At 37.3% G+C, this 22,220-nt stretch carries 21 protein-coding genes; 7 read left to right on the forward strand and 14 right to left on the reverse strand.

Going from position 1 to position 22,220, the window contains the following annotated elements; all coding sequences use genetic code 11:
* Positions 1 to 184: 184 nt before the first annotated feature.
* Positions 185 to 571 (forward strand): DUF7133 domain-containing protein, encoded by a 387-nt coding sequence (locus ABXH06_RS05440; RefSeq protein WP_353517552.1) that lies wholly within the window; start codon positions 185 to 187, stop codon positions 569 to 571.
* Here the strand turns inward: ABXH06_RS05440 and ABXH06_RS05445 are convergent.
* Genes ABXH06_RS05445 through ABXH06_RS05460 form a run of 4 tightly spaced genes read right to left on the reverse strand, consistent with a single transcriptional unit; the run spans position 475 to position 4,390 of the window.
* Complete coding sequence (locus tag ABXH06_RS05445) at positions 475 to 774, reverse strand: aldose epimerase family protein (RefSeq protein ID WP_311575488.1); 300 nt, start codon at positions 772 to 774, stop codon at positions 475 to 477. The genes ABXH06_RS05440 and ABXH06_RS05445 overlap by 97 nt on opposite strands.
* 18 nt (positions 775 to 792) lie before the next feature.
* Positions 793 to 1,965, reverse strand: coding sequence for an AGE family epimerase/isomerase (locus ABXH06_RS05450; RefSeq protein WP_353517553.1), 1,173 nt, complete (start codon positions 1,963 to 1,965; stop codon positions 793 to 795).
* Between the two features lie 28 nt (positions 1,966 to 1,993).
* Positions 1,994 to 2,872: a carbohydrate kinase family protein gene (locus ABXH06_RS05455; RefSeq protein ID WP_353517554.1), complete on the reverse strand. Its 879-nt coding sequence runs from the start codon at positions 2,870 to 2,872 to the stop codon at positions 1,994 to 1,996.
* Between the two features lie 3 nt (positions 2,873 to 2,875).
* Positions 2,876 to 4,390, reverse strand: a complete 1,515-nt coding sequence (locus tag ABXH06_RS05460) for a sugar porter family MFS transporter (RefSeq protein ID WP_353517555.1) — start codon at positions 4,388 to 4,390, stop codon at positions 2,876 to 2,878.
* Between the two features lie 10 nt (positions 4,391 to 4,400).
* On the opposite strand from ABXH06_RS05460, the gene ABXH06_RS05465 reads away from it, so the two are divergent.
* Both ABXH06_RS05465 and ABXH06_RS05470 read left to right on the forward strand, forming a co-directional pair.
* Positions 4,401 to 5,297 (forward strand): helix-turn-helix transcriptional regulator, encoded by an 897-nt coding sequence (locus ABXH06_RS05465; protein WP_353517556.1) that lies wholly within the window; start codon positions 4,401 to 4,403, stop codon positions 5,295 to 5,297.
* A 594-nt stretch (positions 5,298 to 5,891) separates the two neighbouring features.
* The gene (locus ABXH06_RS05470; RefSeq protein ID WP_311575509.1) at positions 5,892 to 6,290 is read left to right on the forward strand and encodes a type II toxin-antitoxin system HicB family antitoxin; all 399 of its coding nucleotides are present in this window, start codon (positions 5,892 to 5,894) and stop codon (positions 6,288 to 6,290) included.
* A gap of 55 nt (positions 6,291 to 6,345) precedes the next feature.
* Here the strand turns inward: ABXH06_RS05470 and bioD are convergent, their stop codons facing one another.
* The 4 genes from bioD to bioB are packed head-to-tail and all read right to left on the reverse strand — an operon-like array spanning position 6,346 to position 10,053.
* Positions 6,346 to 7,035 carry a dethiobiotin synthase gene (gene bioD, locus ABXH06_RS05475; RefSeq protein WP_353517557.1) on the reverse strand — a complete coding sequence of 230 codons (690 nt, stop codon included), beginning with the start codon at positions 7,033 to 7,035 and terminating at the stop codon, positions 6,346 to 6,348.
* A complete protein-coding gene (bioC, locus tag ABXH06_RS05480) occupies positions 7,028 to 7,813 on the reverse strand; it encodes a malonyl-ACP O-methyltransferase BioC (RefSeq protein ID WP_311575518.1) in 786 nt (261 codons plus the stop codon). Before bioC ends, bioD begins: the two co-directional genes overlap by 8 nt.
* A complete protein-coding gene (locus tag ABXH06_RS05485) occupies positions 7,813 to 8,955 on the reverse strand; it encodes an aminotransferase class I/II-fold pyridoxal phosphate-dependent enzyme (protein ID WP_353517558.1) in 1,143 nt (380 codons plus the stop codon). The genes bioC and ABXH06_RS05485 overlap by 1 nt, the downstream gene beginning before the upstream one ends.
* A 24-nt stretch (positions 8,956 to 8,979) precedes the next feature.
* Positions 8,980 to 10,053 carry a biotin synthase BioB gene (bioB, locus tag ABXH06_RS05490; protein ID WP_311575529.1) on the reverse strand — a complete coding sequence of 358 codons (1,074 nt, stop codon included), beginning with the start codon at positions 10,051 to 10,053 and terminating at the stop codon, positions 8,980 to 8,982.
* 104 nt (positions 10,054 to 10,157) lie between these two features.
* Between bioB and bioA the strand changes: the two genes are divergently transcribed.
* A complete protein-coding gene (gene bioA, locus ABXH06_RS05495; RefSeq protein WP_353517559.1) occupies positions 10,158 to 11,459 on the forward strand; it encodes an adenosylmethionine--8-amino-7-oxononanoate transaminase in 1,302 nt (433 codons plus the stop codon).
* Here bioA and ABXH06_RS05500 read toward each other — a convergent pair.
* Positions 11,456 to 11,818 carry a hypothetical protein gene (locus ABXH06_RS05500; protein WP_311575538.1) on the reverse strand — a complete coding sequence of 121 codons (363 nt, stop codon included), beginning with the start codon at positions 11,816 to 11,818 and terminating at the stop codon, positions 11,456 to 11,458. The two genes, bioA and ABXH06_RS05500, sit on opposite strands and share 4 nt — an antisense overlap.
* A 145-nt stretch (positions 11,819 to 11,963) precedes the next feature.
* On the opposite strand from ABXH06_RS05500, the gene asnS reads away from it, so the two are divergent.
* Positions 11,964 to 13,364: an asparagine--tRNA ligase gene (gene asnS, locus ABXH06_RS05505; protein WP_311575542.1), complete on the forward strand. Its 1,401-nt coding sequence runs from the start codon at positions 11,964 to 11,966 to the stop codon at positions 13,362 to 13,364.
* A 165-nt stretch (positions 13,365 to 13,529) separates the two neighbouring features.
* Here the strand turns inward: asnS and ABXH06_RS05510 are convergent, their stop codons facing one another.
* A complete protein-coding gene (locus ABXH06_RS05510) occupies positions 13,530 to 14,078 on the reverse strand; it encodes an NAD(P)H nitroreductase (RefSeq protein WP_353517560.1) in 549 nt (182 codons plus the stop codon).
* The gene (locus ABXH06_RS05515) at positions 14,075 to 14,779 is read right to left on the reverse strand and encodes an HvfX family Cu-binding RiPP maturation protein (protein ID WP_353517561.1); all 705 of its coding nucleotides are present in this window, start codon (positions 14,777 to 14,779) and stop codon (positions 14,075 to 14,077) included. The genes ABXH06_RS05510 and ABXH06_RS05515 overlap by 4 nt, the downstream gene beginning before the upstream one ends.
* Before the next feature lie 160 nt (positions 14,780 to 14,939).
* On the opposite strand from ABXH06_RS05515, the gene sppA reads away from it, so the two are divergent.
* Positions 14,940 to 16,796 (forward strand): signal peptide peptidase SppA, encoded by a 1,857-nt coding sequence (sppA, locus tag ABXH06_RS05520; protein WP_353517562.1) that lies wholly within the window; start codon positions 14,940 to 14,942, stop codon positions 16,794 to 16,796.
* A 78-nt stretch (positions 16,797 to 16,874) separates the two neighbouring features.
* Complete coding sequence (gene ansA, locus ABXH06_RS05525; RefSeq protein ID WP_311577375.1) at positions 16,875 to 17,888, forward strand: asparaginase; 1,014 nt, start codon at positions 16,875 to 16,877, stop codon at positions 17,886 to 17,888.
* A gap of 28 nt (positions 17,889 to 17,916) precedes the next feature.
* Here ansA and ABXH06_RS05530 read toward each other — a convergent pair whose 3' ends face one another.
* The 3 genes from ABXH06_RS05530 to ABXH06_RS05540 form a co-directional block, all read right to left on the reverse strand.
* Positions 17,917 to 18,990 (reverse strand): ABC transporter substrate-binding protein, encoded by a 1,074-nt coding sequence (locus ABXH06_RS05530; protein WP_353517563.1) that lies wholly within the window; start codon positions 18,988 to 18,990, stop codon positions 17,917 to 17,919.
* 102 nt (positions 18,991 to 19,092) lie between these two features.
* Positions 19,093 to 21,897, reverse strand: a complete 2,805-nt coding sequence (locus tag ABXH06_RS05535) for a DUF349 domain-containing protein (protein WP_353517564.1) — start codon at positions 21,895 to 21,897, stop codon at positions 19,093 to 19,095.
* Positions 21,894 to 22,220, reverse strand: coding sequence for a YeaC family protein (locus ABXH06_RS05540; RefSeq protein ID WP_353517565.1), 327 nt, complete (start codon positions 22,218 to 22,220; stop codon positions 21,894 to 21,896). Before ABXH06_RS05540 ends, ABXH06_RS05535 begins: the two co-directional genes overlap by 4 nt.

Below are 22,220 nucleotides of genomic sequence, written 5' to 3' on the forward strand. Positions count from 1 at the left end.
CACTGTTTAAAAATAAAGCAGAGCCAATACTTAAAAACAATTATTTAATAGGTCTTTGACAAACTATTAACGATTCATTGCGTTTTAGTGAAACACGGTTGTTAGTTGTTTATTTTAAACGTAAGATAGCGACAAATTAATTGGTCATACCTATATTTGATTTTTCTAAAGCGGTATCTACTTCATGAATAAATTTAAACTTTTCGGCATTTGTCTGCTTCTATTACTTTTCATCGGTTACAAACATCATCAATCAGAAAACGAAGGCAATATTGAATATGTTCATGGCGCGGGATATGAAGCCTGGATTAACGGTCCTTCATCACATCCATTATCCCCTACTGATGCCGTAAAAGCATTTGAACTGCAAGATAATTTAGCGATAGAAAACGTAGCGGCAGAGCCATTGGTTCGTGATCCAGTATTAATCAGTTTCGATGCTAAAGGACGAATGTGGGTAGCTGAAATGACCAACTATATGCTTGATGTAGCTGGTACTGGCGAGACAGATCCTGTTGGCCATATCGTTATTTTAGAAGATACCAATAACGATGGTATCGGTATGGCGTAGTCTTTGCCTTGGTAACGATATTCTCCCTCGTTTAATCGCCCCACCACGGGAAATAAAATAGGAGCAGAGCCTGCCCAAATTGCAGGATCTGCTTGCCATATATACTCTTGATGGTGAGTGGTAGATACTAAACTGTTAAGCTCTGCACCTCGTTCATTAATTTGACAAGTTAACAAGTTGTTGGAAAGCGTATAAACAGCCATAGTCAGTTACTATCAAAGTTAAGCAAAAGTGCGTAACACTTCAAAACATGCGCCTAACGTGTGGTAGTCACATTTAGCGCCAGCACTACTTTTTTCATTAGATACCTTACTATTATCTCGGTTTAACAGTCTAAACCAAGCGCCATGACTATGGTCAACAAAATGATCATCACAATATTGCCACAGCTTCATATAGTGCTCTAAATATTTTGGTTCATTCGTTTCTTTATACAAGAGCGCAGCGGTTGCGAAACTTTCAGCTTGTACCCAAAAGTATTTATCATCATCACACCAGTTTCCTTGTCGATCAAAACCATAAATTAAGCCACCATATTGATTATCCCAGGCAAGGTTGTATGCTCGTTCATACAAATCAATTGCGCGCTCCACCAGCCAATCTTCTGGGGCGTGTCGATTCAGGACCAGCAATAATTTTGCCCATTCAGTTTGATGACCAGGTTGAAACCCCCAAGGTCGATATAAGTTTTTAGGATCATTTTTATTATAGTCCCAATCAGGTTCAAAGCTTGGTGTAAAATGTTCCCACACTAAGTCATCCGTTAAGCCCGCTTGTTTTACTGCGATATTTTCAGCTAATAATTTAGCACGAGTTAAAAACTTGTCGATTTTGGTTGCTTCGTAAGCGGCGATCATTGCTTCACATAAATGCATATTGGCATTTTGGCCACGATAATCACTAAGCACACCTTCTGGGCTAATTTCATCCGCGTACAAGCCAAAATCACTTTGCCAAAATCGTTGTTCTAATAAGTCATAAGTTGCCAGCAGTTTCTCATCACTGGCAATTATGCCTACTTTTCTTACCGCTGCATAAGCTAACAACACAAAAGCATATCCATAAGCTTGTTGAGTCATATCGCTTGGTTGATTATTGACAAGCGTCCATGCATAACGTTGGGTATTTGCTTGCCAATGTGTTTTTTCTAAAAACTCTAAGCCGTGTTTTGCAATTTCAACATACGCTTGTTTGTTAAAAACTTGCGACGCTAAAGCGTAATTAACAATTATACGAGTACTGCTAACTAATTGTTTATGTTGCTGATTAAATGTTTCACCATCATCATAGTAATTTTGAAAATAGCCGCCTTGTTCATCAACAACACGAGGCGTGTAAAAATCTAATATTTCTTGGCAATGTTGTAATAAAAATTGATCACTTAAATAATTCATTTTCTGATCCTACTTAATGAAACGTTCTCTATAAATGTGTTAAAACTGGTGTTGCTCCGCGCTGCGAGCAAACATAGGATGATACAAGACTGGCAAACTCACCGATTTCACTCAACGGCTTGTTTTGTAATAAACCTAAGGTAAGCGCCGCTGTAAACGAATCACCCGCCCCGACAGTGTCAATAACCGTCGTGGCAACAATTGGCACTTCTATCACTTCATCATGATGCAATAACACCGCACCTTGCGCGCCTTGGGTAAAAGCTATTGTCGTTAATTGATATAATTGTTTTAACTGTTGAAGTAACTCGTGGTTATCTCCTGAAATTCCAACGACTTTAGCAATAATCGGTAATTCTTCTTCATTCAGTTTTAGAACATTCGCTAATTCAAGTGACTGCAGAATAACTTCGGTCGAATAAAAAGGCGCTCTTAAATTCACATCAAACACTTTTAACGCTTGTTTAGGCACGTGTTGAATAAAGCGATGAATGGTCTCTCTTGAACCAGCATTACGTTGAGCTAGGCTTCCAAAACAAACCGCATCAATTGATGCGGCAGTTTCAGCAAGCTTGGATGACCATACTAAGTTATCCCAAGCACAATTATCAGCAAATTGATAACTGGCTTGATTAGCACCATCTAACATTACCGTTACCGTACCTGTTGGATAGTTTACTTTTTCAATAAGTCCTATATTCACTTGTCGATTTGCCAAATAAGCAATCGCATCATCACCTAATTGATCAGCACCTACAGCACTTATCATACTAACTTTAGCGTTTTTGCCTGATAAATCCGTGATAGCACAAATCATATTAGCAGGTGCACCACCAAAGCGAGGTCCGTCAGGGAAAATATCCCACAGCACTTCGCCGATGCCTACAATATTAAAAGGGTTTTTCATTGTTTACTGTCCTACTATTGATGAACTTTGTTTAATTTCAATATCATTATGAGAAGCAATGCCCAGTTTTTTCTGTAACGCTTCAAGGGGAACACCTTTTGTCTCTGGCACCATAAAAAATACCCAAATGAATTGACCTATCATCATCAAACAGAAAAAGCCAAAAACATATTGTGGTGAAAAAACCGCGACAACCGTTGGAAAAAACAATGTCATCATAGCGGCAAATACCCAATGGGTAGAACAACCGAGTGATTGACCAGTTGTGCGGTGCTCGGTAGGGAAAATTTCTGCAATAAATACCCAAATTACGGCTCCTTGCCCTACGGCATGTGCGGCAATAAAGAAGAAAATACAAAATGGAACAATAGCATATACTTCATTGGCAAACGCACATGCACATGTTCCTAGTGCAAGTATATAACCAACAGAGCCTATATAAAGTAAAGTTCTTCTACCAATACGGTCGATCAACCATAACCCAACAAAGGTAGCGATAAGGTTGGTAATACCTATACCAGCAGACTGTAATAATGCAGCCTCTTGCCCTAAACCGGTCATTTCAAAGATACGAGGGGCAAAATAAAGAATCGCGTTTATTCCTGATAATTGATTAAAAAAAGCAATTAAAAACGCCAAAATGATGGGATATTTTAAGCGTTGACTCCAAAAAGGTGTTTTAACTCCCACTGTGTTGGCTGCATTGACAATAGATTGTGTTAAGTCTTCAATTTCACTGTCTGTCATGTGTGGGTTTACTTGCGCTAACACTCGTTTACCTGATGCAATATTTTTACACTTACCTATTAACCATCGTGGGCTTTCTGGCAAGAAAAAACAAAAAGCACAATAAATAACCGCAGGTATGGCTTCCACACCAAGCATCCATCGCCACGCGTTTTCACCTATACCACCCAACAAAGCATTAGAAATAAAAGCGACAAGAATGCCAAAGACAATATTAAACTGGAACAAACCTGTTAAACGGCCACGTTTATCTGCTGGTGATATCTCAGAAATATATAAAGGTGCGACAATGGTTGACACCCCAACTCCTAAACCACCAATAAAGCGAGCGATCATAAATGAATAAGGATCAGTCGCTAACGCTGACCATAATGCCGACACTAAATAAAGCACACCAATGGCGACCAAGGTTTTTACACGACCAAACCGATCCGTGGGCCAACCGCCAAATAACGCTCCTAAAACCGTACCCCATAATGCAGCGCTTAACGCTAAGCCATGAAGTGTAGATGATAACCCCCATAACGATTGAATGGTTTTCTCAGCACCTGAAATAACCACAGTGTCAAAGCCAAAAAGAAAACCCGCTAAAGATGACGTGAGCGCCCATAAAAATAATTTATTTTTATTATTTGTTTTTTTATTATCGACCATTAAAGCATCCTTTAATTTGTTTTGTATTACGATTCTATCCTTAAAAATTTGATTTAAAATGGTTCTTATTGCTATTTTCTTGTGATAGATTGTGATTTGGTAAAAATTAACAAACATTAGGTAAAGCGTGCAGAATCAAAATCCCCCCGATTATTTACGCTGGGATCACCCGCTATCTGACGATAATGACAAGGTTATTCGCCATTGGTTTGGCGATGAACTCCAGCCCGAATCGTTAATGACCGTGCGTGGTATTGGTATTAAAGAGCCGATGGTAAATGCCAATGTAGATAGACCCATAGGTACGGGCGATTGGTTGATCATGTTGTTTCATCAACCGGCCAGATTGATTAAACAACAAAAAGCACCTTCTACTGAAGCTAAAACGTTGATCATTTGGCCACCAGGTGAAAAACAATTTTTTAGTTGGGCGACCAAAGCAGGCATTGAATACCACTCTTGGATGCATATTGAAGGGACATGGGTAAATACACAAATTGAAAGTAATTTATTACCAATAGCAACACCGATAACTTTAACGGATGAGTCAGTAATGATCTGTCATTTACAAAATATGATGGATGAAATGCTGCACCCTATTGCATTTGATCCCATTATTATCCAAAACCTTTTTCAAAATTGGGCTCGTGCCATAGCAAGACAAATTGGTACAAAAAATCCTTACAGTAAAATGCCAAGTTATGTACTCAGTGTTAAAAACTATTTAGACAAATATTTTAATCAAGCGATTGTATTAGATGAATTAGCGTCATTAGCTGGCGTCTCTAGAAGTCATCTTTGTCATCAATTTCGACAGCATTTCGATACCAGTATTAGTCATTATGTTATTCGAAAACGGATGGCAACCGCGCAAAGGTTGTTATTTGATGTTGATATTAAACTCGGGGCAATTGCTCACCAAGTAGGTTATGCTGATATTTATCAATTCTCTAAACAATTTAAAAAAACCTTTGCTGTTTCACCAAGCCAGTATCGTAAACAACAGCTTGTACATTGCCAATAAAATAAAAATCTACTTCAAAAAACAAACCATTGATTAAACTTGATGACTTTCATTAATGACAACTTGCAATTGTTTTGATTCTTTTCAAGTTTTAAATTGAGTTCATCAAGTATTTTCAGCTGCTTAGTTTCAGCATTTAATGAAAAAAGCATTCACCATTATCTCAATATGTTCTTTTTCAATTTCCGTTATCGGTTTTAAAATGATCAGACACTATTGAAAATTACCAGCAAATTTTGGCAATTCCTACCTGACAATCTCGGATATTTAACTGTCGTAACTAACACGATAACGTCTGCAATTTCTTATATTTACCACATTATTTACAACCCTAATAACTCCTTAGTACTTTATCTCTATTGGCTTAGATGGCTAAACACACCTTTAATAAATATCCACTGATTTAACTATTTACATTGAAAGTGAATATTCACATCAATAAAACACAGAGTTATCAGAGTTATTACCGCTCAAGATTCAAGAGTTATCAGAGTTATTAACATTAATTTAATGGAGTTATCGGGGTTATTAGTTATTGACCATAAGGGGTTATCAGGGTTACTATGAAAAACTCATTAAAAAGGGACAAAAACAATGAAATACCCTATTGCACTAAAAAAGATTATTGGCAGTGAACACTATAAAGTTAGCGTGCCTGATCTACCTGGTTGCGAGTGTCATGCTACGACCATTGATCAAGCTTTAATCGACATAGAAAAAAGCATGGCATCACACTTTTCGATTTTGGCTGAATATGGGGAAAGTATTCCTCATGCGTCAACGATAGAGAAACATCAGGAAAGTATTAATCAGGTAATTTGGTGTTTAGTTGATATCGACATCACGCCCTATTTAGGCAAAAGTCATAAAATTAACGTGACATTGCCAGAGCTGTTAATTAAACAAATAGATGATCGGGTGAGTAAATCAGAAGCACATAAAACACGCTCTGGTTTTATTGCCAGTGCGTGTTTACAAGCATTAAATAATTAACTTATGTATGACAGTTATATTCTAAAGACGCTTATGTTTTAAAAGTACAAGCGTGTTAAAGATGAGCCAGAAGCGGTTGTAAATTAAATTTAGCCGCTGCTTTTTGTATATCGGTTTGTTTATCAAGTTGTGCTAGCAAAGGCATAGGAAAAAACTGTGATAGTTCAGCAATGTTTTCCTCAAGATATGGCATGTTGTCTAGGCAATTTGCCACCCAGCCTACACACGTTAAACCGTCTGAAACAATTGCTTGATAAGTTAAAATTGCATGATTTAAACAACCAAGTTTCATATTAACTACGAGAATAACGTCTTGCTTGCTGCTTTGAACAAATTGCGATAAAAATTGTCCATTACCTAGCGGTAGGCGCCAGCCACCAGCCCCTTCAGTGATCACAACATCACAATGATTATTGGTGATACTCTGATAATGTTCATCAAGAAAAGCTAAATCTATCACCTTATTATGTTTTTGAGCGGCAATATGCGGTGCAATGGGTTCTTCAAAAGCAATCGGGTTTACGTTCGCTAACGATTGTTGACAATTTGAAGCATTTGCCAGTAATAAGGCATCTTCATTAACAAGCTGGAAACCCTGCTGCATTTCGACTTTATCACAGCCTGCTGATATTGGTTTATAAACAGCAACGGTTAATTGCTGTTCAACAAGTGCAGTAATAAGCGACTGCGCCACATAAGTTTTACCCGCATCGGTGTCAGTAGCAGTAATAAAGAGTTTAATCATTTAGTTTTACCATTAAGCCAGAAAAAACTTTATACGTGGCAGGATAAATACCACTAGGTTCAAGAAAGTCCTGATAAGAAACCATCATTTTTTGCCATTTATCTTTACCTGCTAAGCCCTTTGATTGCTTTTTAGGTACTTGGTTAGCGCCTAAACCTTTTAGTTCTTTGGCAAGATGAAGCACATTTTCATATTCTAAAACAATATCTTTGTTTGAAAATTCAATTAACTTTGATTCATCGGTATTGAAGATCGCGGAAAGGTCTTGTTCAGTTTTAAAATCAATAACATGTTTATCATCATCAACTTGTGCCCACGACGATTTTAGTTCGAATAAGGTTCCATCGACTAACGTTGAAAAGATAAATAAACCACCTGGTTTTAACACTCTAATGATTTCAGCTTTTAAAACAGGTAAAGCTTCACACCATTGGATCATCAAATTAGAATAAATCAGATCAATGCTACCATTTGCAAAAGGTAACTGGTAAGCGTCGGCTTCTAACCAAACAATTGACTCATTTCGGTTGTGTTTGGCAAATTCCAACATTTTCGTCGATATATCTAAACCAATCACTTGATGATATCGAGACGCTAAAATATCAGTAAAAAATCCGGTTCCGCTGCCTAAATCTACCACGGTTAAATCGTTACGATTTGGTAACCAAGGCATTAAATTTTTTCCACTATAGCGTTGTAAACGAGCAGAAATATCGTACGACTCACTGGCTGAGCCAAATGATCGCGCTATCTTTGATAAATTTATATTTTCTGGCATCAATTGATGGCCTTATTAATGTTTTCAGCTAAGTACTTGATATCTCGTTCATTATGATTAGCACAAATAGTAACACGTAACCGAGATGTACCATTAGGAACGGTCGGTGGCCTAATGGCCGTTAACCAAATACCCTTTGCTTTTAATTTCTCTGCAATGTCTAAGCTCTTCTTTTCATCACCGACGATTATGGCGTGAATTGATGAGGATGTTGGGATCATTTCGATGTTATCATTTAAACTTTTGGCAAAAAGTCTACTTAACTCTGCAATTTTTTCACGTCGCCAATTGTCCTTTTGAATAATTTCGACACTCTTATTTGTTGCCCAAGCAATTGCCGGTGACATTGCGGTTGAATAAATATAATGACGTGAAAAATTAATCAAATAATCATGCAGTGTTTCATCACACGCAATAAACGCACCTGATGTGGCAACAGCTTTGCCAAATGTCGCCATAACGATATCAACGTGCGGATTAATACTGACACTGCCTTGACCTTTTTCACCTATGATCCCAAGGCTATGAGCATCGTCTAAATATAGCCAAGCTTGGTGTTTTTGCGCGATTTTTTGTAAGGCATTTATATCGGCTTGATCACCATCCATGCTAAATACTCCTTCAGAAACAATAAGATTGTTTGCTAAAGATTTTTTCAGTAATAATTGTTCCAGTTGCTGATAGTTATTGTGTAAAAAGCGTTTCACTTTCGCTTTTCCTGACAATGCTCCATCGATAAGCGATGCATGAGAGAGTTTATCTAACCAAAATTGTGTTTGCTCAGATGCTAAAGCACTCAATAGACCATGATTTGCAGAAAACCCACTATTAAATAACAAACACTTTGGTTTGTTTAACCATTCGCATAAAGTATTTTCTAACGCGTTATGAGCATAACTAAAACCAGTCACTAAACTGGAAGAACAAGACGATACACCAAATTTACTAACCCCTTCTTGTAAAGCATGATTAATATCAGGATGTTGATTTAACCCTAAATAATCATTCGAAGAAAAATTTAAATATTCTTTATCATTACAGAAAAGGTTTGCTTCTTGTTGCTTTGCAATACAATGGCGTTGCCTGAAACGATGGGTAAGTTTTTGCTGAGCGAGTTGCTCAGCAAGATATTCAAAAGCCATAATGTTTAGTCAGTTAAACGCAGACTATGCTTGAGTAGCATCATAAAACAACTCACTGTTCTGCTGATTGATCACAGCAGTGTGAATGGCTTTTTCGTCATTTTGATCAGGGCTATCAACCGTTTCAGTATTTATCCCTAATTTTGCAAATAACTGCATATCTTTATTCGCTTCAGGATTACCTGTGGTTAGTAGTTTACAACCATAAAAGATTGAATTAGCTCCTGCTAAAAAGCACATGGATTGCATTTGTTCATTCATGGCATCTCGGCCTGCTGATAAACGAACATGACTTTTGGGCATCATGATACGAGCAACGGCAATACAACGAATAAAATCGAAATGATCTAAATCGTCGACATCTGCTAATGGCGTGCCTGCTATTTTCACTAACATGTTAATTGGCACACTGTCAGGGTGCTTAGGTAAATTCGCGAGTTGGGCTAAAAACGAGACACGGTCTTGTGCTTTTTCGCCTAAACCAACAATACCACCACTACACACTTTCATGCCGGCATCTCGCACGTTTTGTAAGGTGTCTAAACGGTCTTGGTAACTACGGGTAGTAATAATTGAATTATAATGCTCAGGTGAAGTATCAAGATTATGGTTATAGTAGTCTAAACCAGCTTCTTGTAGTTCACCGGCTTGATCGCTATCAATCATGCCTAAGGTCATGCAAGTTTCCAACCCCATGGCTTTTACGCCTTTCACCATTTCTACAACATATGGCATATCACGAGCTTTTGGGTTTCTCCATCCGGCTCCCATACAAAAGCGCGTTGAACCTTGCTCTTTAGCAATTTTTGCGGCTTCAAGTACTTTTTCTACTTCCATTAACCGTTCTTTTTCTATGTCCGTGTTATAACGAGCACTTTGAGAACAATATTTACAATCTTCAGGGCAAGCACCTGTTTTAATGGACAATAATGTACTGACTTGCACTTCATTTGGATTGAAATTTTCACGGTGAACCGTTTGTGCTTTAAACATTAAATCATTAAAAGGTAAGTCAAATAATGCTTTCACTTCAGCATGTGACCAATCGTGACGGATTTGACTATTGGGGTTAATGCCTAATTGATTATCTTGAACCATTGCGCTACAGCCTATTTTAATTGAAATTGCATCATATAATTTTAACGGGTAGTCTATGGCGCATTAGCGAGTTGTCAACAAAAAACACTACAAAAAGTTTACATATGAACAATAAATATACAGAATTACTTGAATTTGATCGCCAACACATCTGGCACCCTTATACGTCAATGTCAAAACCATTACCGTCATACCTTGTCGAATCTGCTCATGGAGTAGAAATTAAACTTTCATCCGGTGAAACATTGATTGATGGCATGTCTTCTTGGTGGTCAGTTTTACATGGTTATAATCATCCTGTACTTAATCAAGCATTAACAGAACAAGCTCAGGATTTTTCTCATATTATGTTTGGTGGCCTTACTCATCAACCGGCGATTGATTTAGCCAAAAAGCTGATTCATTTAACCCCGAAAACATTAGACAAAGTCTTTTTCTCTGATAGCGGCTCTGTTGCAGTAGAAGTCGCATTGAAAATGGCGTTGCAATATTGGCAAAGTAAAGGACAATCAGATAAGCACCGAGTTATGACCGTCAGAAACGGCTATCACGGTGACACTTTTGCAGCAATGTCCGTGTGTGACCCCATTACAGGTATGCATCAAATTTTCGAAAAAGTACTGATGAAGAGTATTTTTGCTCCTGCACCAAGTATAAACATTGATGAAACTTGGCACGATGATGAAATCACGACACTAGAAGCTTTATTTAAACAACATCATCACGAAACAGCCGCCTTTATTATTGAGCCTATTGTTCAAGGCACTGGCGGCATGCGTTTTTATCATCCTAATTACTTAAAAGCGGTACGTCAGTTATGTGATCAATATCAAATTTTATTTATCGCAGATGAAATTGCCACAGGTTTAGGCCGTACAGGAAAATTATTTGCTTGTGAATGGGCTGATATTTCACCTGATATTATGTGCTTAGGAAAAACATTAACCGGTGGTTACCTAACCTTAGCAGCAACCCTTTGTACGGCTGAAATAGCGCAAACCATTAGCGAAGGTGAAGCCAGTTGTTTTATGCATGGCCCCACTTATATGGCTAACCCCCTTGCCTGTGCTGTTGCAAATGCGAGTATTGACTTATTAATTAATCAAGATTGGCAACATAAAATTAGTTCGATTGAACTACAGTTCCAACAACAATTATTACCATTAAAGCAATGTAACAAAGTAGCCAGTACTCGTGTGCTTGGCAGTATTGGGGTGGTTGAAACCACTCATGCGGTTAATGTGGCAACGATTCAAAAACGTTTTGTTGAGTTAGGGGTTTGGATCCGCCCTTTTGGTAAGCTAATTTATATCATGCCGCCGTTAGTGATCAACAAGACACAAATAAGCCAACTGGTTTTAGCGATTAAAACTGTCCTTTCGGAAGATGAGTGTTTTCTCGATTAAACCAGTCTAGTAACAATATAAGCAACCCATGCGATAGAGACAATAAACAATAGAAAGACATTAAATTGTTTATTGTCGGTTTTTCTTCTGCTGCGATATTTGTGCACAAAAATAGAGATATAGCTAAATAAAGCACTTAACCACAACATAATATATAAATACCCAGTCAAAGGTGTTAACCAGAATTTTCTAATCGAGATATTGTGATAACGTAAAACACCGTAATCATTTTCAGGTGCTGCATAGTACGAAATGATCAACGCAATGGTAAATAATCCCCACGCTAACAAGGTAGAAATACGAATAGCTTTTAACCAAAAATCTTCTGATCGCCTCCGTTCTTGTTTATCTGACTCCATAAAAATGCCTTTGATTTAAAAATTTATAAAAATTCATCAATAATTAGACCGTAAAACTCAACTTTTACTTGTTAAACAGTACAAGCACGGTAACATATCCCTCCTTATTTCGAGAACAAAAATTTACTAGCAAAGAGGTTGATAAATGTCAGTTATAGCAATTACTGATGTCTTAGCAGGACAATACCCTGTAAACGAAGAAATAACCATCAACGGTTGGATTAGAACTCGCCGTGATTCTAAAGCAGGTATTTCATTTTTAGCGATACATGACGGTTCATGTTTTGATGCCATTCAAGCAATTACGCCAAGTGAACTAGACAATTATCAATCTGAAGTTTTAAAACTGACTACCGGTGCTGCAGTTAAAGTGACGGGTATTTTAGTTGAATCTCCAGGTAAAGGTCAGTCATATGAAATTCAAGCAACCAATGTTGTCGTTCATGGCTTAGTGGATGATCCTGATACTTACCCAATGGCAGCTAAACGTCATAGTATTGAGTTTTTACGTGAACAAGCTCACTTACGTGCACGAACAAATATTGGTGGCGCTGTCACTCGTGTTAGAAATAGCTTAGCCCAAGCGGTTCATCGCTTTTTACATAGCAAAGGTTATTTTTGGATCAGTACCCCTTTAATTACCGGCAGTGATTGTGAAGGCGCAGGTGAAATGTTCCGCGTAAGTACGTTAGATATGGAAAACTTACCGAGAACAGACAAAGGCGATGTTGATTACCAAAAAGACTTTTTTGGCAAAGAAACCTTTTTAACGGTTTCAGGCCAACTAAACGTTGAAACATATGCATGTGCCCTTTCCAAAGTGTATACCTTTGGGCCAACCTTCCGTGCTGAAAATTCAAATACCACGCGTCATTTAGCGGAGTTTTGGATGATTGAACCTGAAATAGCTTTTGCTGATTTAGCCGATGCCGCCGATCTGGCAGAAGAAATGTTGAAATATGTTTTTACTGCTGTACTTGAAGAACGTGCCGACGACATGGCGTTTTTCCAACAACGTGTTGATAAAACCGTCATTGATCGTTTAAATTCAGTGATCAATAACGACTTTGTTCGCCTTGATTACACTGACGCAATTACCATTTTAGAAAACTGTGATAAAAAGTTCGAAAATCCTGTTTCTTGGGGAGTTGATTTAAATTCAGAGCATGAACGTTATTTAGCAGAAGAACACTTTAATGGCCCAGTCGTTCTACAGAACTATCCAAAAGATATTAAATCGTTCTATATGCGTTTAAATGACGATGGTAAAACGGTTGCTGCAATGGATATTTTAGCACCCGGTATTGGTGAAATTATTGGTGGTAGCCAACGTGAAGAACGTCTTGATGTCCTTGATTCGCGTTTAGCAGAAATGAACCTCAATCAAGAAGATTATAGCTGGTATCGTGATCTACGTAGATACGGCACTGTGCCTCATTCTGGTTTTGGTTTAGGGTTTGAACGTTTAGTAGCGTACGCAACAGGTATGCAAAATGTTCGTGACGTGATCCCATTCCCAAGAACACCAAATAATGCGGCTTTTTAGATAATTAAGTGTATTCTACACTGCATTAATACCTTATGAATTACAAAGCCCTTTAATAAGGGCTTTTTTTTGTCTTGTTCACTTTATCTGTTTTATCTAACACGGCTTTAAAAGCAAGTTAGTACCCTTTGACACGGGATGATTTTTCAACAGAAACCGGCCGAATTATAAATAACTGACCCGATCATCATATAGTTTTGTTGGTTTTAACGGTAACGATTTAGCTTGCGTACCAATATATAAAAAGCCAACGATATCTTCATGTAAATCAATTGATAACGCATGTTTAACATGATCATTTAAACTTAAATCCCCTGTTCGCCACATCGCACCATAGCCTAATGCTACGCTGGCCATTTGCATGGCATGTACACAACAACCCGCCGTGATAAGTTGCTCATGTTTTGGTACCTTATCGTGGCGTTGATATTGAGTGGAAACAACCACAATTAACGGTGCTCTAAAAGGCATTTTCGCTGTTTTATCTAACTTAGCTTGATCTGTCGTTGAGGGTTTTATCGCCTGAACAAAAATATCACTGAGTTTTGTTAATCCTTCATTTTGTACAACGGTGAAGTGAAAAGGTAATAATCCTGCATGATCAGGCACCCGCATCCCTGCTGTTAAAATAAGTTCCAAGTCGGTTTTATCGGGTGAAGGCGCGATTAATTGAGGAGTAGATTGACGAGTAATAAGCAGATCTATTGCATTCATATTCTATTTTTATTCACTAAACGAGGTTTTAGCCAGTGATTATATAGGTAATGATCTATGCTGGTAAACCTCCCTGCACCAATAAAAAACAACGCCAATAATAATATGAAATAAGTCGAGGCAAACTCAATGCCATTATTTAGCACAACGATTGAGCCTGTTTCATATAACCATTCAGTATGACCATTTTCTGCTAATAACCCCCGCATGGCTTCTAAACGTTTAGCCGCTTCAAGGCTATTGTCTAAACTGCTACTTGCCTGTTCAAAGCCTAACCAAACGAACACTTTGGCAGGACTAATATCTGGATTTGTTGGCGTAATGGCAAACCATCCATTTTCGCCATGAACAGAAGTGGCGGCAATGATCATGGTAAACATTAGAGGAATTGAAATTAATCGAGTGAATAATCCGAACAAAAGTAGCCATCCTCCTAAAAACTCACTCCATGCAGCTAAATTAGCTAACAGCTCAGGAAAAGGTAGACCAAGTCCCCAGTCAGCATTACCTAACCATTGGACGATATCTGGCGAGGCAAAAAATTGCTTTATTCCAGAAACAGAAGGATCCGATAATTGTAGTTTGCTATAACCTGCCATAATAAAAACAGGAGCTAAATATAAGCGAATCAGAAAAGCCGGTAAGCCATTAACGTAATGGAGTTTATCCAATAATTTATGGTAAAACGAAATCAGCAACATAAGTCATTTTCTGTAAATAAAGATACTTATAAGAACCCTGCTCACTAACAATAATTTCAATGGATTAACAAAATATGTATTTTTTTACAATTATTACTACATAAAGGGGTGAGATTTCATTAGCATAGGGTATTAATTTTAGTCGGTAACATGGTTATTTATGAATGAACATCCAAGTGCAATTAAGCGCATCTCAAAAAGTCTTTTTGAACTCCTCAATATCTCCCGAAAAATTATCGTTAACTTAGTATTTTTTACGGTGTTATTGCTGTTATTTATTGTATTAACTGCCGATGAAGACGAAATTAATGTTCCCAATAAAGCGGCACTGGTATTAAATTTAAAAGGCGATATTGTTGAACAAAAACAAGAAATTAAACCAATGGATGCTTTTTTAAATGAAGCGTTTGATCAACCTCCTGAAACTCCAGAGGTGTTATTGGCTGATATCATCAATGTGATAGATACCGCAAAAAACGATAATAGAATTCAGGTATTAGCATTACAATTACAAGGCATGAAAAGTGCGGGGTTAACCAAACTAAGAGATATTGCTGAAAGTATCGAAGCATTTAAAGCAACAGGTAAAAAAGTTATTGCATACGGCGATCATTTTCAACAAGACCAGTATTATTTAGCCAGTTACGCCGATGAAATTTGGTTAAACCCAAATGGCTGGATGATGTTAGATGGCTATGGCCGCTACCAATTATATTTTAAATCAGCATTAGAAAAACTGTCTATTAGCCAACATATCTTTAGGGTTGGCACTTATAAATCTGCCGTTGAGCCTTATATGCGTGACGATATGTCCCCTGCTGCCAAAGAAGCCAATAAACAGTGGTTATCAGATCTATGGCAACAATATAAACTCGATGTTGCTAGTCAGCGTGAATTTAGCATAGATAATTTTGATGAAACCACTGATGCCTTACTGGAAAAACTGCAGCGTGTAGACGGAAAAATAGCACAATACGCGTTAACCAATCATTGGGTTGATCAATTAAAAACTCGCCAAGAAATCACCCAAGAAATGATTTCACTCGTTGGTCAAAATAACCACAATACTTTTAATCAAATATCATTTAAAGAATACTTAAAAGCAACATCGGATCCTTTTCCCGCGTATCAAAACACTGGTGATCAAGTTGCTGTGATTGTTGCCAAAGGGACTATATTAGATGGCACGCAAAGCCCAGGTACCATAGGTGGTGATAGTACGGCTCGATATTTGAAAAAAGCACGCTTAAACAGTCAAGTAAAAGCCGTGGTGCTTCGGGTTGATAGTCCAGGTGGTAGTGCTTATGCTTCAGACATTATCCGCCAAGAAATAGAATTAATAAAAGCGGCAGGTAAACCTGTGATTGCTTCTATGGGCACTTATGCAGCCTCGGGTGGCTATTGGATTTCTGCACCAGCAGATAAAATTTTTGCATCGCCAACAACTATCACAGGGTCTATCGGTATTTTTGGTTTATTCATGACCTTTGAAAACTCATTAAGTCAACTTGGCATTCACACTGATGGCGTAGGAACAACCGAAATAGCGGGTTTTGGCGTAACACGTCCTCTGAACGATGGCATGGCGCAAATTTTTCAATTAGGCATTGAGCGTGGTTATCAAGACTTTATTGAGCTGGTAGCGAGTAATCGAAATATGTCATTAGAACAAGTAGATGCTATTGCTCAAGGGCGCGTTTGGTCAGGTATGCGAGCTAAGGAACTAGGTTTAGTGGATGAATTAGGTAATTTAGATGATGCGATTAATGAAGCGGCAAACTTAGCAAAACTTGATTCGTTTGAAACTTTATTAATCGAAAAAGAACGTTCACCACAAGATCTCTTTTTTGAAAGTTTCTTTGGTCAAGCAGTAAAAATATTGCCTGAGCAGCAAGTTCGAACACCAGACGTTATAGATAAATTACTCTTGTCTATTCGAAATGAATACCAAGCCCTTAGTGAACTTAATGATCCGCAAGGGATCTATTCATTTTGTTTAGCTTGTCAGATAAATTAACTCATGATCTAAGACAAATATTTGTTATTATAGCCCCGACTTCCGGGGCTTTTTAATGCTCTTAACTAACAGATTATAATAATGAAGAAACGAATATACATTGCTTACACTGGCGGTACCATTGGTATGAAAGCTAGTCAAAATGGTTACATACCCGTTAAAGGTCATTTAACCGAATCAATAAATGCCATGCCTGATTTTCATCGTGAAGAAATGCCTGATTTCACTATTCATGAATATCAGCCATTAATTGATTCATCCAATATGACACCAGCTGACTGGCAAAGAATAGCGGATGATATTGATAAAAACTATCACGCTTATGATGGTTTTGTTGTTTTGCATGGCACAGATACTATGGCTTATACCAGTTCAGCCTTATCGTTTATGTTCGAAAATTTATCTAAGCCTATTATAGTAACAGGCTCGCAAATTCCTTTTAGCCAATTACGTTCAGATGGACAGGTGAATTTACTCAATTCATTATTTATTGCCGCAAACTACCCGATTAACGAAGTTGGATTATTTTTTAATAATCGATTATTTCGAGGAAACCGTTCGATAAAAGCTTATGCAGATGGCTTTAATGCGTTTGATTCACCAAATATGTCACCGCTGTTAGAAGCCGGTATTAATATTAAAGTACTTGCAGGAAAAATAAATGAGAGCACAAACAACAAAGTGACTCTTTCTAGCATTACTCCTCAACCGGTAGGGGTTGTGCATTTATATCCTGGAATAAGTGCAGAGCTGATTAAAAATATAATCAAGCAACCTGTTAAAGCCCTGATTATTAGAAGTTATGGGGTTGGTAATGCCCCTCAAGATGAAGCTTTACTTAACTGTTTAGCAAAGGCACATCAGCAAGGGATCATTATTGTAAACTGTAGTCAATGTATAAAAGGTACGGTAAATATGGATGGTTACGCCACCGGAGTTTCATTAAGTCAATGTGGTGTGATCAGCGGTGCCGATATGACTCTAGAAGCGACTTTGACGAAATTACATTATTTATTAAGTCAAAATTTTTCCGCCGATGAAATTCGCTCTAAATTACAAGAAAACTTACGCGGTGAGTTGACGTTAAATTAGTTCCACGAAATGTTTGTTAACTTAAACCTTAATTGAGCATTTGCATGACTAAGGCAATATCAAAATTATAATGGTCATTATTCGTAGTTGTTAAAGTGAACACATTAAAATCCACCTTTTGCCACGCGACTTTTTCCGCAAGTAGATAAAAGGTATCAATATTGTCTTGATCAATAACTTGTAGGTCATAAGTTTTTTGATCAAGACCTTTGATGAAAACATTTTTATCATGATGGTGATCATATATTTTTATTAACCCCCACGCCGCTTGAAAAATATGCCCTCCTACCGTAGCGACTAACTCTTTCGATTTCACTTTTTCGATGGCTTCGACCGTCCAATCAAAACCACCAATTTTCATCTTAGGATTCAGCTCTTCGTAGCCACTTTTAACAGAATCAAGTACCCCTAGCGCCATACCATCTGACGCAGCCCAAGCGATATCTATTTTCCCAAATCGGCCGGCCATTTGATGAATAATATATCGGCTTCTTTCACGACTCCATATAGCCGGAGCTACTTGTAATAACTCAATATTTTCGTGTTTATCAATACTTTTCTCTAAACCTAACGTTCGTTGAGTTGATTCGCCACTGAAACTACCCGCAAGTCCGGCGACTTTCAGTATGTTTTGGTTATCTTTAACGGCCGCAGCGATTAAGGTATCCGCTAATAGTTCTCCAGCAGCGGTATTGTCATGAAAAATTTCACCGAGCCAATAACGATATTTTTCTAGGGGTAACTCAAGAAGTTTTTGTTCTTCGGGTAAAAGCGTCCGTTCTAAAGTGATAAAAGGGATTTTAGCATTCTCCAACGTGGAAAATGACAGCTCTGAGTTGCCATCGTAAGGCATAAACATCAAATAATCAGGTAAGATATTGTTTGAAGTGACGGCTTGGATGGCCTGTAAATTAAAGACTCGGTTATCTTTGCCATACACAACGGTTAAATTGATATCAAGATCTTCAGCGGCCGCTTTTGCGATGGCGGTTACTCTATCCCAAAAAGGAGTTCCCGGCACAGAAGGATTAATAAAGGTGACTTCAATCGCAAACACTTGCGATTGACACAGCAACAAAAACAAAAAATAAACATACTTCATCTGATTTCTCCTAAAGTATGTTATTTAATATAGCAGTGTTTCAGAAATGTTTTATTTCAGCATGAAAAAGCATTTTGTCACGATAGAAGTTTCAGATACTGATTACGTTTCGATAAAGATCTTATGTACCCGTGCTAATAATGGTTTATCTTCCGAGCTAAGTTGTCCTAAATTGAGCCATTCAAAAAACTGTTCTTCTAAATTAAATGTTTCGCCAGATGACATGTGGCTTTGCATTAATTCAACTTGAATGGCTAATCGCTGTTGTTTGTCTTCATCAGGAGATTCAACTTTTGCCATAATTTCTAATGCAATCGTTTTAGCAAGACGATCGTTCGGATCACATGATTCACTCGTTAAGTTCGCCAATTTTTTCTGCCAACTCATCGGTAACGCGTTAAAGTCTTTGCTGTCTGTAGCTATAGGGCTGTCGATAGACTCTGTAAGTATCGAAAATACACGTTGCCAATTAATAACACGTTCTTGTTGTTTCAATTGTGTGAGTGTTTTTTGAAAACTTACCTGTAAAGTCTCAATTTTTTGTTGAACTGCTTTAAGTGGAACTGCCTGTTGCGCCACTTTATCTTTAAGTTGTTTTAAATCACTTAGACATGCCTTTAAAATTTTACTCGAGTTGTCTGTTGACACTTTCTGTTCAATCTCAACCAGCGATTGCATAAAAGCATTAGACATTTGTATTGCTTGTTCTTTTTCTTTGTTTTGTGCTTCATTTCTTCGTGCGAAGACTTGATCATTTATCGTTCTAAATTGTTGCCATAATTTATTTTCATCTTTTGGACCGCTGTAACCTATGTCACGCCATTTAGTTTGTAACTTTTTAACGTGATCAACCGCCACTTGAATGTTTTCTTCGGCTAACACTTTTTCAGCTTGTTTTATTAACGACAATTTTTCATCTTTATTATTAAGATGATGCTGATGAATCGCCAGTTTAATAGGCTTAAGTAAGGTATTAAATTCTTCATTGAGTGTTTTATATTTTTCTCTATCAACCTCACCTGCATCACGCCACTTTTGCTTTAATTGATTAATTTTTGCGTCAATTGATTTCCAATTAACATTTTCTTCATCAAAATTCGCCGTGAAAGTAGCGACCTCTTCGAGGATAGTTAACCGGTTAGTAAGATGGTTAGCACGGATTTTATCTTGCTCTGCATAAAACAATCGACATGGAGCAAACGCCTGTTCACAAGCGTGATTAAACTTATCATTCAATTCTTGTTCAACATCATCTTCAGCATGACCTAAAGCATTCCATTGTTGACGAAATGCTTTTACCTTACTTGCTTGTTCAATGGGATTATCTAAAGGAACGTTAACCAACAGATTGATTTGCTCGAGTAATGCTTGTTTTTTCGGCGTTGAAACATAATGTTCCCAATCACTGAGTTCATTGATTTTTTCCTGCGCGGCAGTAAACTCGCGTTCTAATCTATGCTGTTGTTGACCACTTAATAATTCATAGCTGGATTTGATCTTTTTGAATAAGCCAAAGCAAGGATTAAATTTCCCTTGGGATATTAACCGATTGAAATCATTCAGTTTTCGCTGTACCTGATGAAAGTTTTGTTTTTGTTGTTGATGTAAGGGTTTTAATGCTATATCCCACTGATTAACAATCACTTGGTATGATTGCACAATAGAGTCAGGTAAGCTGCCATTTGATTTTTCACTGATAAGCTGCCAATTTTCAAGCCACGCTTGATAGCTCGCTTCTTGTTCTCTTAATTGGGTTAAATTTTCAGGCACAGCATGTTGCGACATCTTAGAGATAAGATGCGTGGCTTGCGTTAACGACTCAGCTATTTCAGGTAACTTTGACAGTTTATTTTTTATTACTTCAACTTGCTTAATAAACGTATGTTTTTCTTTTGCTGCTAATACGGATGTATCGATAGTTGCTTGAAGTTGAGTAAGTTGTTGAATAAATTCGTCTTCATCTATTTGAATACTATTAAAAATAGCATCACTTAAAGATTGCTCATATTTTTGAATATGTTCAGCAAACTGTTTAGTGAGCAATTGTTTTTCTTTTTCTAAAGCATCAGCGATCTTTTGTTGTGCAAATAATTCGGCTTTCACGGCAAATATTTTTTCAAGCTGATCATTAATATCTTGATATTTTGTAGTAAAAGTTAACTGTTGTGATTCTTCTAAGCATGTAAAGTCAGTGGTTAAATCACCCCATTCTTTCGTTAAAGACGCCTGTTTTTCCAAAACGGTTTGATAATCACTGACATCCTTTAAGGCAAGGAGCTTAGCTAAAATTAATTGCGCTCGCTTGGCAATTTTAATCGGTTTTTCTTGTTCAATTTTAATGGTAATAATTTTAGCTTTTATGGATTCAGTAATTTCAGCTATTGTGCTTTTTTTCAATAATTTTTCTAAATTATCAATACTTGTAGCTTGTTCAACTAAATACTGTTGGATTTCAATATGGTTATGGTGTTTGAATACGGTTAAAGCTAATTGCGGTTTCGCAAGTTTTTGGTAAATGGCGATAACTATTTGTGGGTCTGACTCTTCTTTAAGCCAGGTTTCTAAGAATGCTAATGTTGGCTGATCATTTAAATAAGCCAACTTTTCATCTTTGGATAATTTTAAGCTCCGCTGATTTAAAATAATCGCTACAACTTCTTTTCTCGCATAATCACGAACATTAATGTCATCATTGTTTTCACTAGTTTGTTGCCAAAGTGAAAAATCATTGAATTTAATTAAAACGGCACGACGAACAAGTTCATTGGGATCCTTTGCTAATAACGAGAGTAAAATGTCTTTTTGTTCGACGTTAGAAATATCTAAGTCATTGTTAACAGCACTAATGCGCGTATTACTATCTTTACTTTGCCACGTACTTTTATTGCGGAACCGAGAAAAAATCATATATCAGTAAACCTAGCTATATCGTCTTGTATTGGCGCGTTTTCTTTATTACACGCTGTTATTTCACCCTTATTATTATCTGCACTAAATTGACTTTTTAATTCACGTTTGGTTTTAGTGACTAACTCACCATCTGAGCCAACAGTTAACATTTGATCTGAATTTAAATGTCTAGCTTGATACGCCATAGAAAGTTGTAATGCAGAATCTCGTTGTGCTTGTTCAACCGGAGTACCCTCTGGCCATTTACCGGTTTCTGCTGCATGTTTTAATCGTTGATACATCTCTGGTGACATATTATCGACGACTTGGTGTAGATCCAT

The sequence above is a fragment of the Thalassotalea sp. SU-HH00458 genome, assembly GCF_040362795.1.
In the GTDB taxonomy this organism is placed as follows: Bacteria; Pseudomonadota; Gammaproteobacteria; order Enterobacterales; family Alteromonadaceae; genus Thalassotalea_H; species Thalassotalea_H castellviae.